General features: G+C 68.1%; 17 protein-coding genes. 6 read left to right on the top strand and 11 right to left on the bottom strand.

Annotated elements, in window-relative coordinates:
• Positions 1-13: 13 nt before the first annotated feature.
• The 8 genes from ABD206_RS01985 to ABD206_RS01950 form a co-directional block, all read right to left on the bottom strand.
• The gene (locus ABD206_RS01985) at positions 14-2,515 is read right to left on the bottom strand and encodes an ATP-binding cassette domain-containing protein (RefSeq protein ID WP_344068507.1); all 2,502 of its coding nucleotides are present in this window, start codon (positions 2,513-2,515) and stop codon (positions 14-16) included.
• A complete protein-coding gene (locus tag ABD206_RS01980; RefSeq protein ID WP_344068504.1) occupies positions 2,508-4,634 on the bottom strand; it encodes an ATP-binding cassette domain-containing protein in 2,127 nt (708 codons plus the stop codon). Before ABD206_RS01980 ends, ABD206_RS01985 begins: the two co-directional genes overlap by 8 nt.
• Positions 4,635-4,701: 67 nt before the next feature.
• The gene (locus tag ABD206_RS01975) at positions 4,702-5,451 is read right to left on the bottom strand and encodes a biotin/lipoyl-containing protein (RefSeq protein ID WP_344068501.1); all 750 of its coding nucleotides are present in this window, start codon (positions 5,449-5,451) and stop codon (positions 4,702-4,704) included.
• A complete protein-coding gene (locus ABD206_RS01970) occupies positions 5,448-6,869 on the bottom strand; it encodes a SagB family peptide dehydrogenase (RefSeq protein WP_344068498.1) in 1,422 nt (473 codons plus the stop codon). Before ABD206_RS01970 ends, ABD206_RS01975 begins: the two co-directional genes overlap by 4 nt.
• Positions 6,869-9,136 carry a TOMM precursor leader peptide-binding protein gene (locus ABD206_RS01965; RefSeq protein WP_344068495.1) on the bottom strand — a complete coding sequence of 756 codons (2,268 nt, stop codon included), beginning with the start codon at positions 9,134-9,136 and terminating at the stop codon, positions 6,869-6,871. Before ABD206_RS01965 ends, ABD206_RS01970 begins: the two co-directional genes overlap by 1 nt.
• Positions 9,137-9,201: 65 nt before the next feature.
• Positions 9,202-9,588 (bottom strand): hypothetical protein, encoded by a 387-nt coding sequence (locus tag ABD206_RS01960; protein ID WP_344068492.1) that lies wholly within the window; start codon positions 9,586-9,588, stop codon positions 9,202-9,204.
• 5 nt (positions 9,589-9,593) lie between these two features.
• Positions 9,594-9,974 (bottom strand): hypothetical protein, encoded by a 381-nt coding sequence (locus ABD206_RS01955; RefSeq protein ID WP_344068489.1) that lies wholly within the window; start codon positions 9,972-9,974, stop codon positions 9,594-9,596.
• Between the two features lie 180 nt (positions 9,975-10,154).
• A complete protein-coding gene (locus tag ABD206_RS01950) occupies positions 10,155-11,426 on the bottom strand; it encodes a M50 family metallopeptidase (protein WP_344068485.1) in 1,272 nt (423 codons plus the stop codon).
• 87 nt (positions 11,427-11,513) lie between these two features.
• On the opposite strand from ABD206_RS01950, the gene ABD206_RS01945 reads away from it, so the two are divergent.
• The 4 genes from ABD206_RS01945 (at position 11,514) to pflA (ending at position 16,741) form a co-directional block, all read left to right on the top strand.
• A complete protein-coding gene (locus ABD206_RS01945) occupies positions 11,514-13,130 on the top strand; it encodes a Mur ligase family protein (RefSeq protein WP_344068482.1) in 1,617 nt (538 codons plus the stop codon).
• Between the two features lie 35 nt (positions 13,131-13,165).
• Positions 13,166-13,429, top strand: a complete 264-nt coding sequence (locus ABD206_RS01940) for a GlsB/YeaQ/YmgE family stress response membrane protein (protein ID WP_344068479.1) — start codon at positions 13,166-13,168, stop codon at positions 13,427-13,429.
• Between the two features lie 215 nt (positions 13,430-13,644).
• Positions 13,645-15,927, top strand: a complete 2,283-nt coding sequence (pflB, locus tag ABD206_RS01935) for a formate C-acetyltransferase (protein WP_344068476.1) — start codon at positions 13,645-13,647, stop codon at positions 15,925-15,927.
• A 1-nt stretch (position 15,928) separates the two neighbouring features.
• A complete protein-coding gene (gene pflA, locus ABD206_RS01930; RefSeq protein ID WP_344068473.1) occupies positions 15,929-16,741 on the top strand; it encodes a pyruvate formate-lyase-activating protein in 813 nt (270 codons plus the stop codon).
• Positions 16,742-16,754: 13 nt separating this feature from the next.
• On the opposite strand, the gene dxr is transcribed toward pflA, so the two are convergent.
• Entirely contained in the window at positions 16,755-17,837 is a 1,083-nt protein-coding gene (gene dxr, locus ABD206_RS01925; protein ID WP_344068471.1) for a 1-deoxy-D-xylulose-5-phosphate reductoisomerase, read from the bottom strand.
• Positions 17,838-17,863: 26 nt separating this feature from the next.
• Entirely contained in the window at positions 17,864-18,814 is a 951-nt protein-coding gene (locus ABD206_RS01920) for an FKBP-type peptidyl-prolyl cis-trans isomerase (protein WP_344068468.1), read from the bottom strand.
• A 135-nt stretch (positions 18,815-18,949) separates the two neighbouring features.
• On the opposite strand from ABD206_RS01920, the gene ABD206_RS01915 reads away from it, so the two are divergent.
• Positions 18,950-19,675, top strand: coding sequence for a lysophospholipid acyltransferase family protein (locus tag ABD206_RS01915; protein ID WP_344068466.1), 726 nt, complete (start codon positions 18,950-18,952; stop codon positions 19,673-19,675).
• A gap of 7 nt (positions 19,676-19,682) precedes the next feature.
• On the opposite strand, the gene ABD206_RS01910 is transcribed toward ABD206_RS01915, so the two are convergent.
• The gene (locus ABD206_RS01910) at positions 19,683-20,159 is read right to left on the bottom strand and encodes an OsmC family protein (RefSeq protein ID WP_344068463.1); all 477 of its coding nucleotides are present in this window, start codon (positions 20,157-20,159) and stop codon (positions 19,683-19,685) included.
• Positions 20,160-20,192: 33 nt separating this feature from the next.
• Here ABD206_RS01910 and ABD206_RS01905 point away from each other — a divergent pair, with 33 nt between their 5' ends.
• A complete protein-coding gene (locus tag ABD206_RS01905) occupies positions 20,193-21,182 on the top strand; it encodes an asparaginase (RefSeq protein WP_344068460.1) in 990 nt (329 codons plus the stop codon).
• Positions 21,183-21,187: the final 5 nt, after the last annotated feature.

The raw sequence follows: 21,187 nt of genomic DNA, 5'->3' as shown, positions 1-21,187 counted from the left end.
CGCAAGACGACGCTCAGACCAGCTGGCGCTGAGCGAGCCGGGCAAAATCCTCGCCGCGACGCATCAGCTCGTCGAAGCTGCCGCTTTCGACCATCCGCCCATCTTTCATGACCAGGATGCGGTCGGCGCGGCGCACCGTCGACAGGCGGTGCGCGACCACGATGCGAGTAGCCTGCAGCCGCTCGAGCGACTCCATGACATGTGCTTGCGCCGTGTTGTCGAGTGCGCTCGTCGCTTCGTCCAGGATCACGATCGCGGGCCGGCGTACGAGTGCGCGAGCGAGCAGGATGCGCTGTTCCTGACCGCCCGAGATGAGGTCCGGTTCCACGAGCGTCCGCATACGCATCGGCATGTCACGGATGTCATCGGCAACGCCCGCTTGTTCTGCCGCCCGCCAGGCATCGTCGACGGAGCCGTGGGCCGACCCGAGGATGTTCTCCAGCACGGTGCCGCGGCTGAGGCGTCCGTCCTGGATGACCACCCCCATCTGTTCCCGGACGGCATCCGCATCGAGATCGCGGAGATCCGCGCCGTCGAAGCGCACATGACCCGACGCCGGCTGTTCGAATCCGAGCAGCACACGCACGATCGAACTCTTGCCCGAACCGCTCTCGCCGACGACGGCGACGAACTCCCCCGCGTCGATGTCGACCGACACGTCGTCGACGGCCAGCGGCGCCGACGGTTCGTATCTCAGACTCACCCGATCGAGCGCTACCGCGCCGCTCAGATGTGGCCGAGTCGGCGCCGCCTGTTCCTGCGGCGCGGTGTCGAGGATCGGTCGGATCATCTCAACGATCGGCCCGATGACCGCCATCGGCACAAGCAGCCCCACCGCCGCCAACAACCCGCCGACCAGCGCGTTGTATGCGGCGGTGAACGCGATGAACTCCGACGCAGCAATGATGGTCGTCGATCCGGACTGCGCGCTGGCCAGGATGACCATCACGAACAGACCAGGTCCGAGCGGGATGAGCGCGGTGACCCAGGCTGAGACCCGTCCCACGCTCCGGGTCATCCCCGCTTGGGCCGCGACCTGGGCGCGCACAGCGCCGAAGTAGTGCTTGTGGGCTCGGCGCTCGGCTCCGGCGAGCCGGATCTTGGACAGACCTGCGAGGGTCTGGGTGATCCACTGCGTCGCCGTGAGCTGCGCTGCCACGGCGACGCGGGCGGTCGACCGCAGGCGCCGCCACGCGAAGGCCAGAGCAACGGCGGTCGCCACCAGGAGCGCGACGGCCACCGTGCCCAGCAACGGGCTGTAGACGAACAACACCACGAGGTTCACGACCGTGAAACAGCTCGCGAGCGCCCCCGCGATCAGCTGCGGTGAGAACATCTGCAGCATGGCATCGGCGGCCATGACACGAACCGCCACGTCGCCGGAAGCGTAGCGTCGGAAGAAACTCGGCGGCAGGCGCAGAAGCCTGTCCCACACGAGCGGCTGCGTCGCTTCTGCGAACAGCTGCGCGCTGCGGCTGAGCACGAGGATCGTGACCGCTGTCAACGCCCCCGAGCACAGTGCGACGATGGCCAGCGCCACTCCCGCTTGGATGATCACGCCCGTCTCGGCCTGAGGCACCGCGATCGACAGCACGCGTTCGAGCAGGAACGGGTTCGCCAGGCTGAGGATCGCCACGGCGAGGGAGAGGAGCGCTGCCCAGACGACGCCCCTCCCGCTACGCGCCGCACCCTGGGCGAGCGCCTCGCGAAGTGACACGGCACGTGACGGCTCCAGCGTTCCGGAGAGCTGGTAGCCCCACTCCACTTCGTCGCGATCCTGATGGCTCCATCGGCGGCGCTGTCCTGAGGCATTCTGCACGACGTACCCACGGTTATTGGGGAGCAGCGCGAGCGGACCCTCGCGCTCGGAGACGACGACGAACGCGTGGGCGCGTGAGTCGAACCACCCGGTCTCGCGCAGCCAGACCCGTCGAGCGCGAAGCCCCATGTCTTCGGAAGCACCCTCGACGAGATCACGCGAGGCGGCCGTGCGCTCTCCCCCGCGCCGCGGGCGCAGCGGAATGCGCTCTGCGCGTGCGACGCTTGTGATCGCACGGACGAGCGCGCTCTCGGACCGCGAGTCACCCGTTCCGGCGAGGTACTCGACCGCCTGCGTGGTGAGGGTGAACTGTTCCTCCCGCTCGCGATCGTCACCCGCTCGTCGATCCCACTCGCGCTGCTGTCGAGACTCGCGCTGCGCGCGGGCATACGACTGCAGCGTCGCGGCGAGCTGCACGGGATCTGCGGGGGCCTCGCCGCACAGACGCGCCAGGGCACGGGAGAACGCCGTGACCGACCGATCCGTTCCCGCTCCCTCGCTGCGGTGGATCACGCCATCAAGGCGCGCGACGACCTCGACGACGACACCATCGCCGATCGGGGGCACCGACGACCCCGCGGCAAGGGTCACCAGCGGCAGGCGATCACCGCCATCCAGGAGGAAGACGTCCGCCACACCCGCCAGGACCTGGGCACCATCCTGCTCCGATACCCGAACCCGTCGCGTCTCAGCCATCGCGGGCTCCCACCCGATCAGCGACGAGCCGCGCGTAGGCGCCGCCGGTCGCCATGAGCTGGTCATGTGTGCCGCGTTCGGCGATGCGACCGTTGCGCCCCATCACCACGATCTCGTCGGCGTCGCGAATCGTGGAAAGCCTGTGGGCGATGATCAGACATGTCGTTCCCCGTCGACGCAGCGCCTCATCGACCAGCGCCTCGGTGGGCGGGTCGAGCGCGCTCGTCGCCTCGTCGAGAATGAGCGCGCGCGGGTCGCAGGCCAGCGCTCGGGCGATCTCGAGGCGCTGACGCTGACCGCCGCTGAAGTTTCGACCACGCTCGTCGACGCGGGCATCGATGCCGCCGCCACGACGGAGAATCTCATCGAGGACCCCGGCGTCAGACAGCGCCAGCCGAATCGCATCCTCGGTCGTGGTGGCGTCCCACAGCGCGACATTGTCGCGCACGGTGCCCTCGAACAGCACGACCGACTGGTCGACTTTCTGCAGCCTCCCCGGCTCCAGAGCCTGCACCGGCACGCCGCCGAGGGTGATCTCTCCCTCCCAGGGGTGCAAGAGCCCGGCGGCGAGGTCTCCGACTGTGCTCTTTCCTGAACCGCTGGGTCCAACGAGGGCGACCCGCTGACCGGCTCCGACAGACAGGTCGATGGCCGAAACGGTGGGGTCGTGTCGCGTGCTGTAGCCGAAGGTGACACCGCGGAGCCTCAGCACGGGCGGCTCGGTCGTGTCGGAGTCGGTCGTACGCGCCGTCGTGCGGAACCGCAGGTCAGGCGACAGCCCCGTCACATCATCGAGCGCGCGCAACTGGGCACGCAGAAGCTGGATCTCACCGCCGGCATCCACGAGGGTATTGACGGGTTCGTTGAGCGCGAAAGCGAATACCTGCACTGCCAGCAGCGCCCCGAGCGTGAATTCGCCGGATACGACGAGCATGCCGCCGATGGTGAGGACGCTCGCCGCCGTCAGCAGGGATGTCACGACCGGACTGGCCACGAGAATTGCATCGGTCCCCGCCATCGACGCGTTCGCGCTGAGGTAGGAGGCCTGCCTGCCGGTCAGCGCCCGCAGGCTCTGCCTTTCAGTACCTGAAGCCTTGATGGTCTCGATGCTGTCGATCTGCGAGAGCAGCACGCCGCGCAACTCGTCCTGATCGAAGGTCACGCGCGACTGCGCGGTGGTCCGCGCCCGCACGACAGCGCGGAGAACCAAGAGGTTGATACAGGCCAACAGGATGACGATCAGGCCCAGGAGCAACTGGTAACTCAGCAGCAGCGTCGCGTAGGCGACCACTCCGACCAGCGCGATCGCCGTCGCCGCGAGCCGACCGGCGATCGCCTGCGCGACCGCGGTGTTGTACGTCAGTCGCTGCGCGAGATCCCCCGCCGAACGTTGCATGAAAAAGCTCAACGGCAGGGTCAGCAGTCGCTCCAGAAACCGCGTCGCTCCGACCAGAGCGAGCTTGGTCTCCAGCCGAGCCAGCACAAGGTACTCAAGCCAGATCGAGGCGAACTGGATCGCCGCGATCGCGACGAAAGCGATGACCAGATTGACCGCCGTCGAGGTGAGGTCGCCATCCAGGGCGCTGTCGACGAACGCCTGACTGAGCGGGCCCACCGCGACCCCGGTGACCATCGTGAGCAGACCGGCCAGAGCCGCGAACACCATGCCGCCGCGTGACTTCGCCATTCGTGTCGCCAGCGCCCGGAGCGTGCTGAAGGGGCGACCATCGCGGCGGAAGTCCGGCGTTCGCTCGAAGGTCAGCGCGGCATCCGAATACTGGTCGGCGAACTGTTCTGCCGACATCCGCACGCGACCCTTGTCCGGATCATTCACCGTGAATGTGCCGCCGTGCGCACCCTCGAGCACAACGAAGTGCGACTCCCGCATCCAGATGATCGCGGGCATCGCCATGCCGTTGAGTTCGGCGAGTCCGCGCAGGTGGCCTTTCCCCTCGATGCCGTAGTCCCGGCCGGCGCGCACGAGGTCGAGCGCGGTTGCGCCGTCGCGGGAGATGCCGCACGCCTCTCGCATCTCGGCGATCGGAACCCAGCGCCCCTCGCGGGCGAGGATCATCGCGAGGGATGCTGCGCCGCACTCCACCTCGGATAGCTGAAGCACAGACGGCACCTTGCGTCGCGGCCCCGTCGCCACCCGTCGGGCAACCGCCACGCGCGTGGCACGTTCACTACCCGACATCCGCGCTTCCCCAGAGGATCTGCCACGGCGAGACGGTCGCATAGCGGATCTGCACGTTCGCCAGCTCGCCTGCGGTCGCCGTCTCCGACTCCTCCAGATCGATCTGCACACGATAGGCCGCGCCGCCGTCGTCGGCGAGTTGCTGCTCGGCGAACGCGGCGAGCCCGAACACGGCATCCATCTCGGCCGCCGGCGCCGGAATCTCACTCACGGCACTCACCGTCGCCGACAGATCAGCGGAGCCGGCAATGGCGACGACCACGTCGTCACCGCTGTGGATCCGCGCCGCCTCCACCTGCGAGGCGTAGAACAACAGCGTCGACGTCGACGCGTCGGACACGATGATGAACAAGGGTGTCTGAGACTCCACGGCCGACCCGTCCGCAACGAGGACCGCGTGGATGGTGCCTGCACCCGTTGCGACCGCGGCCGTGACGCGACTGCCGTCGGCAGAGGTGATCTCGGCGACCTCATCGCCCTGCGATACCTCGTCGCCGAACGTCACGCTCAGTCGCACGACGCCGTCCGCTCCCGCCAGAACACTCTGCTGCCCCTGCGACGAATAGGCGACCGCGGTGCCTTCCGCTACCAGCGGCACAGCACCGAACAGCGCCCAACCGAGCGCGCCGACGACCACCAGCGCCAGCGCGGCGAGCGCGACCCACAGCCGTGGCCGCGTGGTCGACGTCGCCTCGTCCAGGCGATCCGCAGATGAGGTGAATCCCGGGGCGTCGGTCACTCTGGCACTTCCCGCTCCTCCGCCGGCGCTGTGCGCCGCTCGGTCGGATCCGGCGTGTTCAGAATGAACTCGCCGATGCGAGGCTCCGCCCACATCGAGACGCCGCTCACCTGGGCGAACAGCGCGGAGTCGCCGCCGCCAAGCGCGCAGGGCGCGAGTCCCATCGCCGTGGCGGTCATGTACCAGGTGCTATACAGCACGCCGAGGTCCTTGAGCGCGAGCGCATAGGGGATGGCCTCGTACTTGTACGTCAGACGTCCCATCCGCGCCGTGACGAAGAACATCACGTCCGGATACGAGTCGGTGACCGCGGTCCGTGAGATCTCATCCGCGAGTGCCTCGAGCCCGTCGCTCCACGGCGAGAGCGGCACGAGGGCGTGATCGGCGGGGTTGTAGTGGTAAAGGCCTCGGTCGAGACCGTCCACGCGGTTCACGAGCGGATAGATCTCGAGTTCGTAGTCAGCGCCACCACCCGGATAGGGCCGCAGACTGATGTCTTCGCGGTCCGTGGACCTTTGGGCGCGCACGCGCGCGCTGCGATACAGAAACTCACCCAATTCGTCCGCGGTGACCGCCCGCGGGCCCGATCGGCGCCACGACTGGCGTGATTCTTGCACCGTGACCAGCGGGGGGTCCGTACGGCTGAGGTCGGCGAGGTCAGGACGAGCGAGCGGGATGCTCGGGGCATCCGACGCCGATGTCACAGCCGGGAGCGGGGCACGCATCGAGGCATTCGCGTAGGTCCCGCCGTAGGGACCGTCGTGATAGCCGAGCCGGCTGCGGGTATGGAAGACGCTGTCATGGAATGACCACTCCCGAAGCTCAGGAGACGAATCCTCGTCCGGACGCAGGTGCCCGGTCTCGAGCAGGGCGATGACGACCGCTTCGGCGAGCGCATCGTCGACACCCTCGGGCCACGTCAGCTCACGCCACGGCACCCCGGATGCCTGCGCGAGGGTGGCGATGACCGCGGGCAGACGCCAATCGGTCACGCGCACGAGTGAGGTGGACCGTGCACACTCGAAGATCATGCCGTCGGGGTCGGCGCGCAGATACGCGGTCGGGTCCACACGCACACGATCAACGGCGCGCCCCCCGGTGTCATCGAAGACCATCCGACGGATGACCGCAGCGGAAGGGATTCCGATCGACTCGACAACCAGCCCCGCCCGGACGAATTTCTCGAGGGTGCGGTAGACCCAGACGGTATCGGTGGCCGCTCCCCCGACGATCGAGAGCAGGGAGGCGACGTCGGCTCCGCCGTCGCTGAGGTGATGGAACATCGTCCGTCGCTCGCGCTGACGTACGGACAGGGAGAGCTCGCCGCGCGGGGTCGCCAGCAGGATCGCTTCGCCGATCTCGCTTACGCTCACGTCGTCGTCGAACCGGTATCGGCGCAGCGTGTGAGGACGGATCATCAGAAGAACACCGGTGTGGGGTTGAGGTCGCTCTCGGACAGCGGTTCCGCGAGCCACCCCAGTTCGACCGGGGTGTCATACAGGCGACCAGGCGCACGACGATCCCAAAAGTGTCGGAGCCCCGGAGCCAGCGCCTTCACGACCGCCATCCCCGTGTCGGGCCGGCTCTGGTCCAGCAGAAGGACGCGCGGTCCCCGCGCCTCGATGAGGTCGATCGTCGTCTGCACCTCGGTCGCGAGATCATCGCCGGTGAGCGTCGCAAAGTCCGAGTGCCGTCGCTGCTCACCCGAGGGGACCAGATACGGTTCCGATTCGACTGTCGCAGTCCGCCACCACTCGGTGGCGCCCGGGTCGAAGGCTTTGTGGAGATCGCCTTCGTCGATGGTCGAAAGCGCGGCGAAGAACTGTGTGGCTTCGGTGGCAGCTCGTAGCACCGCGACATGCGGATCGAGGTGGGCTCCAAATCCCAGGATGATCTGATCTGATTCATCCGGGGCGGCGTCACGCCGCGGCGCGCAGGCCGCAACCACGGGGATGCCGATGTCGTTCGTCACGTCGATGAGCCAGAAGTCTCGACCGTTCGTGTCGAGCCAGTCGATCAGCTGACGCAGATAGTCGGTCATGAAGTCCTCGAGGCGCAGCGCGGGCCGACGCACGCGGCTGTACCACCACGTGGCCACGGCATCGCGCTCCACGAGCTCCAACAACCCCTGGAGCGCTGCCTCGGCAATCGTGCTGCCGGCGGCGCACCCGTTGGAGTCCGCGTAGAACGACCTACGATTCGGAGCGTCTTGCGGCGCGAATCTCGAGTAGTTGTAGTAGAGCAGTCCCGTCGGGACCCACACGTGTTCTTGCGCGGTCGGGGACCACATCGGGCTCCAGTCGGTCGGCAGCTCCGGATCGAAGACCTCCGGCACGGTCTGAAGGGCGTTTCCCGACGCGTTCGTCTCTCGGCGCCGCTCGTATTGGGCGTCGGAGAAGAGCATGATCTCTCTGGGATCGACCACATTCGGCGCAAAGTCAGACAGCAGACCGAATCGACGGATCTCGTTGCCCCGATAGACACCGCTGTAGCGTTCGACGGCTTCCCCGAGCGCGCCCATCTTCGCCTGCGCATCGCTTGTGCCCTTACCCCCGCTCTGCGACCTGAGCGACGATCTCAGGAACGCCAGGCTGTCAGCGTGCGTCGCCCAGTTGTGACTGGAGGCATACGTGTGCATGAGCGTGTCATCGTCCGCGGTGATCCGCTGCAGCCCACCGACGACTCCGGTGATGGGGCTGACCAAGTGCCCGAATCGGGCCAGGGCCTCGTCCACCGTGAGCGCGCGATGTCCACCCGGGTCGCTCGTGAGCGGCGAAGAGGAGAACTCCATTGGCTGCGGCTCGCGCGTCGTCTCGGGTAGCACCTCGTCGCTGTGCATCCCCGAGACAAACCGCGGCGGATAGGTCACGCTGTGCCAGGTGCGCTCCCACGTGACGGTGTCGATGCTCAGTAGCGAACCGGTGAGCTCGGTGGCTCCCGCTGACCCGATCCATCCCGCGATCTCGGTCGCGAACATCGCCCGCACAGCGGGGGTGGCGGCACTGGGTCCGCTCGCGGTGATCGGCGTCGATCCCGTGACGTCTTCGACGAACGCGTCCGTGGCGAAGTTCAAGCGGATTCTGTCGATCAGCCCTTGCCAGCTGGCCTCGGTTCTCGGAAGGAAGGCCGGACCGATCCATCCCGAGAGCGCCTCGGGCTTCACCAGAATCCAAGGCACGGCCCGCTCGGCGTGTGCGCGAGCGATCGAACCGAGTTCCGGGCGCCGATAGTCATCGACGACGACGACGGTCAGGTCCCCCTCATCACCGACGTGCACGCCGGCCGACCGCAGCGCGTCGATCATCGCCGCCAGGTCGACCTCCCCCACGGCGATGACCGACACCGTCATCTCTGACAGTCGAGTCGACGCCAGCGCCGGGTCGACCTCTCGACGCCACCAATAGGCGCGCTCACCCGAAGGTGCCAGCTGCGCGTCGGCGTCTTCGAGATATCCGCGCCGCTCAAGGGTGGCCAGCGCGAAGTACACCTGCGCGCCGCTGATCGTGCCGGCCAGGTCCGCGACGATCTGCGACGCGGACCGCTCTCCGTCGATGAGCGGACACACCCGAGAAAAAGCCGCGCCGTTCAGCGCGATCGGCCCCCCTTCGGTGAGCAGGAGCGTCCCCTCCTTTCCGAAGTGGAACGGGTGGTATTGCGGCTTGAAGCGCGGTCGTGCGAGGGTCATTCGTACAGGGGTCCAGACTCGTGCGGTGCGGTGGGGCTGCGTCGTGCCGCGGCACGTCGGAACGCTCAGTGCGCGTTGTCGGGGCTTGCCACACCGGTGCAGCAGCAGGCGGTGAGCGTCGAGCAACTGCAGGCGACGGTGTTGTGATGCGACCTGGCACCACCGATCTGGGCGAGATCGTCCTCGGAGACGTCCTCGTCACTCGGTGCCTGCGGGATGGGCACTCGCATTTTTCCGGAACCGTCCTCGGCGAGGCTCCAGTCACCGGGCTTGGCCGCGGGGTCGTCGTAGAACTCGATCGGGTGCTGCTCCGGCCACCGCAGGTCAATCTGCGCGAATGCCGACGTAGGGTCATCCAGCAGCTGCGCTTTGAACTCGGGATCTGCCCATGCCAGACCCACCGCCTGGGCCAAGCCGTCGGTGATCTCTCGGATGTCGTCGTCAGTGGTCATCGTCGTCAGACCCAGTCATCCTGGCTGACGACCCCGCCCGACAGCAGGCAGCAGCAGCACATGACCGTGGACTTGTGCGACTGGGCACCGCCGATCTGGGCGAGATCGTCGTCCGACACCGAGGCCTCGTCCGGAATGCTCGGGATCGGAACGCGAAGCACGGCGTCCTTGCCCTGTCCGCTCATGGTCCACGAACCCAACTCCGCATCCGGTGCGTCGTAGAACTCGACGCGATGCTCCTCTGGCCATTCGATCGCGATCTGCGCGAAGGCCTCACCAGGATTCGCGATGAGAAGCGCCTTGAAGTCCGGGTCGGCCCACGCGAGGCCGATGAGCTGCTGCATCTTTTCGTGCATATCGTCGCGGTATGCCGTATCCGTGCTCATCGCTTCGCATCCCTTATTCACATCAGTTATGGCAACTCATTCAGGTACAACGAGTCTGACCATAGTGGGAACAACGGATGGCGCGCAAAAGGCCCGATGATCGCTCACAGCAACGTCAAAGACCGCTCACGAGATGCACAGAGTGGCGAGACGTGTCGAAGACTGAATGCCACGTCAGCCTCAGAACAACGACACCGGGTTGATGAGGTCAGCGAGGATCAGCACCCCGCCCATCACGACGATCGCGATCACCACCACGAACGTCACAGGCACGAGTTTCGTGGCATCGATGGGGCCGGGCTCGGGCCGGCCGATGAGTTTGGCCCACTTACGCCGGATGCCGTCCCACAGCGCGACCACGACATGGCCGCCGTCGAGGGGCAGCAGCGGCACGAGGTTGAAGACGAACAGCGCGATGTTCAGGGATGCCAACAACGACAGCATGACCGCGATGCGGTTCACGATCGGCGCATCGGCCGCCGCGACCTCGCCGGCGATCGCGCCGGCGCCGACGATCGAGAGCGGGCCGTTGGGATCGCGGTCCTCCCCCGTAACCAGCGACGCGGCCGTCTCGTAGACCTTCACCGGCATCTGCACGACGATCTCGGCGACGGCGACGACATTCTCAGCCGCGGCGACCGGCGCCGCCCACAGCGGCTCGCGCACGAACTCGGTCGCGCCCGTGATGCCGATGACGCCCACCTGCACCTCGGTGCCGTCCGACAGGGTCCGCGTGACCTCCGCCGGCGTCACGGCCAGCGCGACCTGCTCTCCGTCGCGATCGACGACGACGCGCAGACTCTGCCCGGCGGCATCCTGGATGATCGCCGCAGCCTCGGCGAAGTCGGCAACCTCCTGGCCGTCGATCGAGACGATCTCATCGCCCGCTTCCATCCCCGCTGCCGCGGCGGGCGCGAGCGGGTCATCCGCGGTGCAGGCGGACGCGGATGTCGTGGCCACACAGTCCGAAACGGCGCCCACCGTCGTGGTGACGGTCTGCACGCCGATGCCGCTGAGCACGATCATCATCAGGACGATCGCGAAGAGCAGGTTCATGAACGGCCCGCCGAGCATGATGACGATGCGCTTCCAGACGGGCAGACGGTAGAAGACCCGACTCTCGTCGACGCCTTCGAGACTCTCGTCGTTGGCGACCCGCGCATCCTGCACCATCGTCGCGAAGAAGCCGCCGCCGGCGCGCCCCTCGGCCTTCGAGGGCGGGTACATGCCGGCCATGGAGATGTAGCCGCCCAGCGGAATCGCCTTGATGCCGTATTCGGTCTCACCGCGACGGCGCGAGAAGAGCGTCGGACCGAAACCGACCATGTACTGGCCGACGCGCACGCCGAACTTCTTGGCGGGGACGAGGTGTCCGATCTCGTGGAGGGCGATCGACACGGCCAGGCCGACGACGAGCACGACGACGCCGATGACGAACGCGATCATTTCCACCCGGTCACGCTAACGCGTCCGCCTTTGAGTTCTCCCAACGCGCCGCAGACGGGTGCACGCGAAACCGGGTGAGAAGATGGTCTCGCCATGACGACAGTCCCCTCGAACCTGCCGCCCGTGCTCCGGCCCGCGCACCCGCCCGTCCATGCGCTCGCGGAGCTGGCGCGCTTCGTGGATGCCGCCGTCCACGGCGATCCCGCGGGGGTCACCGTCACCGGACTCACCCTGGCCACCGCCGACCTGCGCGAGGGCGACCTGTTCGTCGCGATACAGGGCGGTACCCGCCACGGCGCCGAGTTCGCGGCCGCCGCAGCCGACAAGGGCGCGGTCGCCATCCTCACCGATGCCGCCGGCCTCGAACGCGCCGCAGCGTCGGGACTCCCAGTGCTGGTCGTGAGCGACCCGCGCGGCATCCTCGGTGCCCTGTCGGCCTGGGTGTACGCGACGGGGGCGGATGACGACCTGCCGACGCTGTTCGGCACGACCGGAACCAACGGCAAGACCAGCGTCTCGCACCTGCTCGAGGGCATTCTCACGCAGCTGGGCATCACTTCGGGGCTCTCGTCCACGGCCGAGCGCCATATCGCCGGAGAGGTGATCGTCTCGCGCCTGACGACGCCCGAAGCGTACGAGATGCACGCCCTGCTCGCCCTCATGCGCGAGCGCGGCGTCGAGGCGGTCGCGGTCGAGGTGAGCGCGCAGGCGCTCAGCCGCAAGCGCGTCGACGGGATCGTGTTCGACGTCGCGGGATTCACGAACCTCACCCACGACCACCTCGACGACTACGCCGACATGCAGGAGTATCTGGAGGCCAAGCTTCCGCTGTTCCGCCCCGATCGAGCCCGTCGCGCGGTCATCTGCCTCGACTCGGCCGCGGGCGCGACCGTCGTGGCTGCGAGCGAGGTGCCCGCCGTCACGATCGGCACCCCCGCCCTCGCGGCAGATCCGGTCGCCGCTGCCCGAGCCGACTGGGTCGTCGAGATCATCGACGAGGACCCCACCGGCACGCGCTTCCGTCTCAGCGGCCCGGACAGCCGAGTCCTCACCACCGTCGTCCCCGTCATCGGGCAGCACATGGCCGCCAACGCGGGGCTGGCGATCGCGATGATCGCCGAGGCCGGATTCGACTGGGACCACATCGCGCGCATCCTCGAGCGCGACGGCCGCATCCACGCGTACCTCCCCGGACGCACCGAGCGGGTCTCGGGCGATCGGGGGCCGGCGGTCTACGTGGACTTCGGTCACTCCCCCGATGCGTTCGAGAAGACCCTCGCCGCCGTCCGCCGCGTCACGCCGGGCAAGGTGCTGATGCTCTTCGGCGCCGACGGCGACCGCGACAAGACCAAGCGCCACGACATGGGTCGCACCGGCGTCGAGGGCAGCGACATCCTCGTGATCACCGATCATCACCCGCGCTTCGAGGACCCCGATTCGATCCGGGCGACGCTGCTCGAGGGCGCGCGCAACGCGCGGCCTGATGCCGATATCCACGAATACTCGCCCCCCGAGCGCGCCATCGTCGAGGCCGTGAAGCTCGTCGGTGACGGGGATGCCATCCTCTGGGCCGGGCCCGGGCACCAGGATTACCGCGATATCCGCGGCCAGCGCACGCCCTACTCCGCTCGCGAGCTCGCACGCCGCGCCCTGCGCGATGCCGGCTGGCCTGTGCCCGAGCCCCGCTGGCCGGTCCCGTACGCTGACTGAGGACCCGCCCGCCTCTCCCGACGGAAAGAGACCTGATGAGCTTCCTCGCCTTCGCCCTGCTCGGCATTCTCACCGGCGTCATTGCACGCTGGATTCTGCCCGGCAAGCAGGTCGGTGGGTGGCTCGCGGCGATTCTGCTCGGCATCTTCGGTGCCATGGTCGGTGGGTGGATCGCGGGACTCCTGGGCTGGAACGTCTACGACAGCTTCTGGAACTTCGGAGCCTGGGTGTTCGCGATCCTCGGGTCGATCCTCGTCCTCACGATCTTCGGACTGCTCTTCGGCCGCAAGCGCCGCTGACGCACGCGTATCCCGGGCGCGAGCGCCAGCCACGGGACTTTTGTGGTCTGACCACAAGACACAGTGTGGTCAGACCACATGTGTTGGTGTGATCGTGCACCTTCCCGCCGAGACCTTTGCGGCGTCCTACGCTCACTCATGAGGGCACCCGGACAGTGGTGAACCGCCGCCGACGAGGCCCCCGACACTTCGACATCCACGAAGGAGATTCGGCCATGAGCACCGTCACCACCAACGGCACCGTCCACCCCGCCGACCAGGCAGACGCCATCCCCGCCGCCTGGACCGGCTTCGTCACCGGCCCCTGGCAGGACGCCATCGACGTCCGCGACTTCATCCAGCACAACTACGCGCCCTACACGGGTACCGCCGACTTCCTCACCGGAGCGACCGCCCGCACGACCCACGTCTGGGAGACCCTCACCGCGCTCTTCCCCGCCGAGCGCGAGCGCGGCGTGTACGACGTCGACGCCACCACCCCCTCGACGATCACGGCGCACGCACCCGGGTACATCGACAAGGACGCCGAGCTCATCGTGGGCCTGCAGACCGACGCTCCTCTCAAGCGCGCGATCATGCCCTACGGCGGTTGGCGCATGGTCAAGGGCGCCCTGGAGACCTACGGCTACGAGGTGCCCGAGGACCTCGAGAAGGTGTTCACGACCTACCGCAAGACACACAACGACGGCGTCTTCGACGTCTACCCGCCCGCCGTCCGCCGCGCGCGCTCCAGCCATCTCATCACCGGACTCCCGGACGCCTACGGCCGCGGTCGCATCATCGGCGACTACCGGCGCGTGGCCCTCTACGGCACCGATGCGCTCGTCGCGGCGAAGAAGGCCGAGCGCGCTGCGATGGACATGGAGTTCTCGACCGAGGACATCATTCGCGAGCGCGAGGAGAACGCCGAGCAGATCCGGGCCCTGAAGGAGCTCGCGCAGATGGCGGCTTCCTACGGCTGCGACATCACCCGTCCCGCGGCGACCGCCCAAGAGGCGATCCAGTGGCTCTATTTCGCGTACCTGGGTGCGGTGAAGGAGCAAAACGGCGCGGCGATGAGCTTCGGCCGCAACACCGGCTTCCTGGATGTCTACATCCAGCGCGACCTCGCAGCGGGCGTCCTGACCGAGAGCGAGGCCCAGGAGCTGATCGACGACCTCGTCATCAAGCTGCGCATCGTGCGCTTCCTTCGCACCCCCGAGTACGACGCCCTGTTCTCCGGCGACCCGACGTGGGTCACCGAGTCGATCGGCGGCACGGGCGAGGACGGACGGACCCTGGTCACCAAGACCGCATTCCGGTTCCTGCAGACCCTCTACAACCTGGGCCCCGCCCCCGAGCCGAACCTGACTGTGCTGTGGTCGAACGACCTGCCCGCGGGCTTCAAGGAGTTCTGCGCGAAGGTCTCGATCGACACCTCTTCGATCCAGTACGAGTCCGACGCCCTGATCCGGGGCCTGTGCGGCGACGACGCGGCGATCGCCTGCTGCGTCTCCCCCATGAGCGTCGGCAAGCAGATGCAGTTCTTCGGCGCCCGGGTGAACCTCGCCAAGACCCTTCTGTACGCCATCAACGGCGGACGCGACGAGGTGACCGGAAAGCAGGTCGCCCCCATCATGCCGGCGGTGGTCGGCGATGTCCTGGACTACGACGACGTGCGCGGCAAGTTCCGCACGATGATGCAGTGGCTGGCTGCAACCTACGTCGACGCGCTCAACTGCATCCACTACATGCACGACAAGTACGCGTACGAGCGGCTCGAGATGGCCCTCCACGACCGCGAGGTGCTGCGGACCATGGCCTGCGGCATCGCCGGCCTCTCCGTCGTCGCCGACTCGCTGTCGGCCATCAAGTACGCGACCGTCACCGCGGTGCGTGACGAGTCCGGACTCGTGTCCGACTACCTGGTCGACGGCGAGTTCCCCACCTACGGCAACGACGACGACCGCGTCGACGACATCGCTCGGGAATTGGTCACCGAATTCATGGAGATGCTGCGCACCCACCCCACCTACCGGGATGCCGTGCACACCCAGTCCGTGCTCACGATCACCTCGAACGTGGTCTACGGCAAGGCCACCGGCAGCACCCCCGATGGTCGTCCCGCCGGCGCTCCGTTCGCCCCGGGTGCGAACCCCATGAACGGACGCGACACCCACGGCATGCTCGCGGCCACTCTGTCCGTCGCGAAGATCCCCTTCGAGCAGGCGCAGGACGGCATCTCGCTGACCACGACCGTGGTGCCGGCAGGCCTCGGCCGCACCGAGACCGAACGCGTCGCGAACCTCGTCGGTCTCCTCGATGCGCAGATGGCCGCCGGTGGCTACCACCTCAACGTCAACGTCCTCACTCGCGAGACGCTCGAGGACGCGATGGAAAACCCCGACGCCTACCCGCAGCTGACCATCCGCGTCTCCGGATACGCCGTCAACTTCGTTCGTCTGACGCGCGAGCAGCAGCTCGATGTCATCAGCCGGACCTTCCACGCCGGAGTCTGACATGTCCGCGATCGCCCTGGATGCTCCGGCGGTCGGGCAGGACCGCGTCGAGGTGCACCACCAGCGCCTCGACGCGGTGCGCGCGGGCTCGGTCGCGAGTGTCCACTCCTGGGAGCTCGTGACCGCCGTCGACGGCCCCGGCACCCGCATGACACTGTTCCTGTCGGGTTGCCCGCTGCGCTGCCAGTACTGCCAGAACCCCGACACGTGGAATCAGCGGGACGGCTCCCTGACCTCGATCGATGAGATCCTCACGCGGCTTCGTCGCTACCGGGGGGTGTTCGCCGCCACCGGCGGCGGGCTCACGATCTCGGGGGGCGAACCGCTGCAGCAATCGGCCTTCGTCGAGCGGCTCGTCCACGAAGCCGCCGAGCTCGGCATCCACGCCGCGATCGACACCTCCGGCTATCTCGGCCGCCGCGCCAGCGACGCGCTGCTGGATGACCTCAGCCTCGTGCTGCTGGATGTGAAGTCCGGGCTGCCGCAGACCTACGCGGAGGTCACGGGCCGCGATCTCCAGCCCACGATCGACTTCGGGCAGCGGCTGGCCGAAAGCGGCCTGCCGACCTGGATCCGGTTCGTCCTGGTCCCGGGCCTCACCGACGCCGTGGAGAACGTCGACGCGGTCGCCGACATCGTGCATGGATGGCGCAATGTCGAACGCGTCGAGGTTCTCCCCTTCCACCAGATGGGTGCGAGCAAGTGGGAACGGCTGGGTCGGGCCTACCCGCTCGCCGAGACCCGCGCCCCCGAGCCGGAGCTGATCGAGCGCGTGCGTGCACAGTTCCGCGCTCGCGGGCTGCTGACCTTCTGAAGACCCGCGCGCGTCACGCCGCCGCAACCACCGCGGCGGCGTGTTCGCGCGCCCACCGCTCGGCCTCGGCGAGGCTCTCCCGAGTGAGCGCGTCGGGCGCCTCGTGTGCGTCCACGACCCGTCGCACGGTCTCGACGATGTCGAGGAAACCGATCGCACCGTCGTGGAAGGCATCCACCGCGACCTCGTTCGCGGCGTTGAACACCGCGGGGTAGGTCTTGCCTGCCGCACCTACCTGCTTGGCCAGTGCGACGGCCGGGAAGGCACTCTCATCGAGCGGCTCGAACACCCAGGTGCTGGCCGTGGTCCAGTCCAGGGGGGAGCCGACCCCCGGCACCCGGTGCGGCCAGGCCATCCCGAGCGCGATCGGCAATCGCATGTCCGGAGGTGAGGCCTGGGCGATCGTCGATCCGTCGGTGAACTCCACCATCGAATGCACGATGGACTGCGGGTGCACGACCACGTCGATCCGCTCGAAGGGGATGTCAAAGAGCAGGTGGGCCTCGATGATCTCGAGTCCCTTGTTCACCAGCGTCGCCGAGTTCGTGGTGACGACCCGGCCCATGTCCCACGTGGGGTGGGCGAGCGCCTGCTGCGGGGTGACACCGGTGAGTTCTTCGCGCGAGCGGCCCCGGAACGGCCCGCCCGAGGCGGTCAGGACGAGCCGCCGCACCTCTGCCTCCGTGCCCGCGCGCAGCGCCTGCGCGATCGCGGAGTGCTCGGAGTCCACGGGGACGATCTGCCCCGGAGCGGCGAGCGCGGTCACGAGCGCACCGCCCACGATCAGCGACTCCTTGTTCGCCAGCGCGAGCGTGCGCCCGGTCTCGAGGGCCGCGAGAGTGGGACCGAGTCCCACCGAACCCGTGATGCCGTTGAGGACGACATCCGCCTCGACATCCCGCACCAGCTGCTCGGCCTCGGCGGCCCCGATGGCGGTGTGTGTGACACCGAATTCGGCGGCCTGCGCCGTCAGAACATCGCGCTGCGAGCCGGTGGCCAGTCCCACGAGCTCGAACAGGTCCGGGTTGGCGCGGATCACATCCAGCGCCTGGGTTCCGATCGAGCCGGAGGATCCCAGGACGATGACGCGACGCATGCCGCTCAGCCTATCCGCGTCCCCGATCAGCCCTGCGTCTCGTCCGAGATGATCTCGACCACGAAGACGAGCGTCTCACCCGCCAGCGAGTTCGTGTTCGAGGTGGATGCCACCCCGTAGCCGCACTCGGGTGCCATCGTCACCAGCACGGTGGAGCCGACCTTCTGCCCTTCGAGCGCGCGCTGGAACCCGGACACGACCTGCGTCGTGGTGAAGGTCGCCGTCGCGCCGTTCTCCCAGCTGGAGTCGAAGACCAGTCCGTCACTCCAGGCGACGCCGCTGTAGTTCACGGTGACGCTGTCGCCGGATTCGACCGTCGCACCGTCGCCTTCCTCGAGGACCTGCACGACCACACCCGCCGGCGCCTCGGCGTCGGGGATGGTGATGGTGGGCACGCCGGAGTCATCGAAGGTGACCGTCGGCATCTCGCCGGAGGCATCGACAACCTGGCACCACTCATCGGCGGGCGTTACCTCGAGCACGTCGATCGCGTAGATCTCGGTGGCATAGCCCGACGTGCCGGGCACCGCCAGGACGATCCGAGAACCGGCGGTCGCGCATCCGAAGAACTCGTCGATGCCGGAACCGACCTCGACCGGGATCGCGGGCAGCACATCCTCGCCGTAGCCTGCCGACTCGAGCTGCTCACCGGTGGATCCGTCGTACACGGTCAGGGCGTACGAGACGTAGGCGCTCTGTGTCAGCGCCGTCCCGTCACCCTCGACCGCGACGGTGCGCTCGGTCTCGGTGACCTCGACGGGAGTCGTGAAGCTGACGGTGGTGGGAACCTCACCGACCGCGCCCTCGACCGTAATGGCTTCCGATGCCGCACCGGAGGGTGCGGCGGCGGCGCACAAGTCCGTGCTGGTGCCGGCCGCATCGGCCGAGGCGTCGGTGCCGTCGGAGGACGTGCACCCGGCCAGCAGGAGCGCCGCGGCGGCGGCGATGGACAGGGCGGCAAGCGGACGTGAGCGCACGGGGTTCCTCTGCAATTTCCTCAGCTGTGTGACACGGGAGATTCCATCCTCCCGCACCGATTCTCTGACTGGGCTGGGAATCTACCTTCCCAGAGCATGCCATCAGCGGTATGCCGGCGGGACTAGCCTCGATGGATGAGCTCCGACACGCGGTTCGCGTACGCCTTCGGCCGCTTCCTCATCACGCCGATCGCACGGCTCGTCTATCGCCCCCGAATCGAGGGGCGCGACCTCGTCCCCCGCAGCGGTCCCGTGATCTTCGCGAGCAATCACCTGTCTTTCATCGACTCGATCGCCATTCCGGTCAGCGCACCCCGTCAGGTCCACTTCCTCGCGAAGTCGAGCTACTTCGAGGGGCGCGGTATCGGCGGGTGGGCATCGAAGCAGTTCTTCCGTTCGATCGGCGCCATCCCCGTGCGCCGCGGCGCAGGTCAGGCAGCCTTGGACGCTCTCGACCAGCAGCGTCGACTGCTGGCGTCCGGCAGCGCGGTGGCGCTCTACCCCGAGGGCACGCGATCCGTTGACGGCCGCCTGTACAAGGGGCGCACGGGCGTCGCCTTCCTCGCCCTGCAGACCGGCGCCCCGGTGGTGCCGGTGGGCCTCATCGGCACGAACGTCATCATGCCCAAGGGCGCCACTCTCCCCTCGCTCAAGGAGCGCATCACTGTGCGCTTCGGATCTCCGATCGACCTCTCGCACCACGGCGACCCCGCCTCGGGCAAGGCCCGCCGAGCCGCGACGGACCAGATCATGGCTGCCATCCACGCGCTCTCCGGCCAGGAGCTCGCCGGCGCGTACAACGACGCGCCCGCCCTCGACATCTCCGCGAGGACTCAGACCGAGCCGGTTTCGACCCACTGAGCAGCCGTCATCGATCGGCGACGATCACCGTCGCCTCGTGGCGGACCGGGAAGTTCACGGAGTTGGCGATGAAGCACCACTCATTCGCCTGCGCATGAGCGGCCTGCGCCGCGTCCAGCATCGACGCATCGGCCACAGTGACGACCGGTCGCAGCGTCACATCACGGAAATGTCCGCCACCGCGCCCGTCCTCGACCATGACACCCGTCGCGCGGTCCTCGTACGCCGTCACGACGACCCCTGACTGCACCGCCGCGTGCAGGTAGGAGAGCAGGTGGCACTCGCTCAGCGCCGCCAGCAGCATGTCCTCGGGGTTCCAGCGGGTCGGATCGCCCCGGAACGGCTTGTCGGCGGATGCGAGCACCGCCGGTTTGCCGTTGCTTTCCAGGGTCACCGATCTGTCGTAGTCGCGGTATCCGCTCGTTCCCGTTCCCCGGTTGCCGGTCCACGTCGCGGTGACCGCATAGGCGTGCTCTCCCCACATGTCGATCAGTATGCCCGCCGATAGGCTGTCGTGGTGCCGCACACCTTCTCATCCTCCGCAGCCGTCGAGCTCGCCGTCGTGGAGCGCGGCGGCTTCATCGAGTCCCGGCACAGCGGCAGTGCCATCGTGTTGTCCCCCGACGGCACCATCCGCGAGACCTTCGGCGACACCACCGCGCCGATCCTTCCCCGCTCGTGCCTCAAGCCGATCCAGGCCCTCGTGTTCCGGGCCGCCGGAGTGGAGCTCACCGGTGCCTCCTTGGCACTGTCGGCCGCGAGCCACTCGGGAACCGACCGCCACGTCTCGGTGGTACGCGGCATCCTCGGCGACGCGGGCGTCGATGAGTCCGCACTGCGGTGCCCCGCCGCCTGGCCGGGCGATCCGGCGACGCGCGAGGAACTGTCCCGCCGCGGCGCGGGACCCGAGCGCATCCGCATGAACTGCTCGGGGAAGCACGCGGCGATGCTCGCCGCCTGCGTCGCCCAGGGCTGGGACACGTCGACCTATCTCGATTTCGACCACCCGCTGCAGGTGCAGATCCGCGAGCTGATCGAGCGACTCACCGGCGAGCGCGTACAGGCGACGGTGGTCGATGGGTGCGGAGCGCCGGCATTCGCCGTGAGCCTGGCGGGTCTGGCGAAGGCCATGCACCGCATCGGCACCTCCTCGGATCGATCGCCGTTCGCTCTGCACCGCAGCGCCGCCGAGCTGGTGGCTGCGGTTCGCGAGCAGCCCTGGACGATCGATGGGCCTGGTCGTCCCGACACGGTGGCGATCGAGACGCTCGGCGTGTTCGCCAAGACCGGTGCGGAAGGTGTCATCGTGATGATCGCACCCGATGGGACGACGGCCGCCGTGAAGATTCTCGACGGCTCCGCCCGTGCGAGCGAGGCGGTCGCGATCCGGCTGCTGGAGCGCGCGGGAGCGGTGACGCCGGAGAACTCTGCCGCGGCGATGCGCGCGCTTCCTTTGCAGGTTCACGGCGCAGACGCGGTCGTCGGCCACATCCGCCCGGCGATCTGACCGCC

It is taken from the genome of Microbacterium sediminicola (assembly GCF_039531125.1).
GTDB lineage: Bacteria > Actinomycetota > Actinomycetes > Actinomycetales > Microbacteriaceae > Microbacterium > Microbacterium sediminicola.
This window is presented reverse-complemented; position numbering and strand designations above follow the sequence as displayed.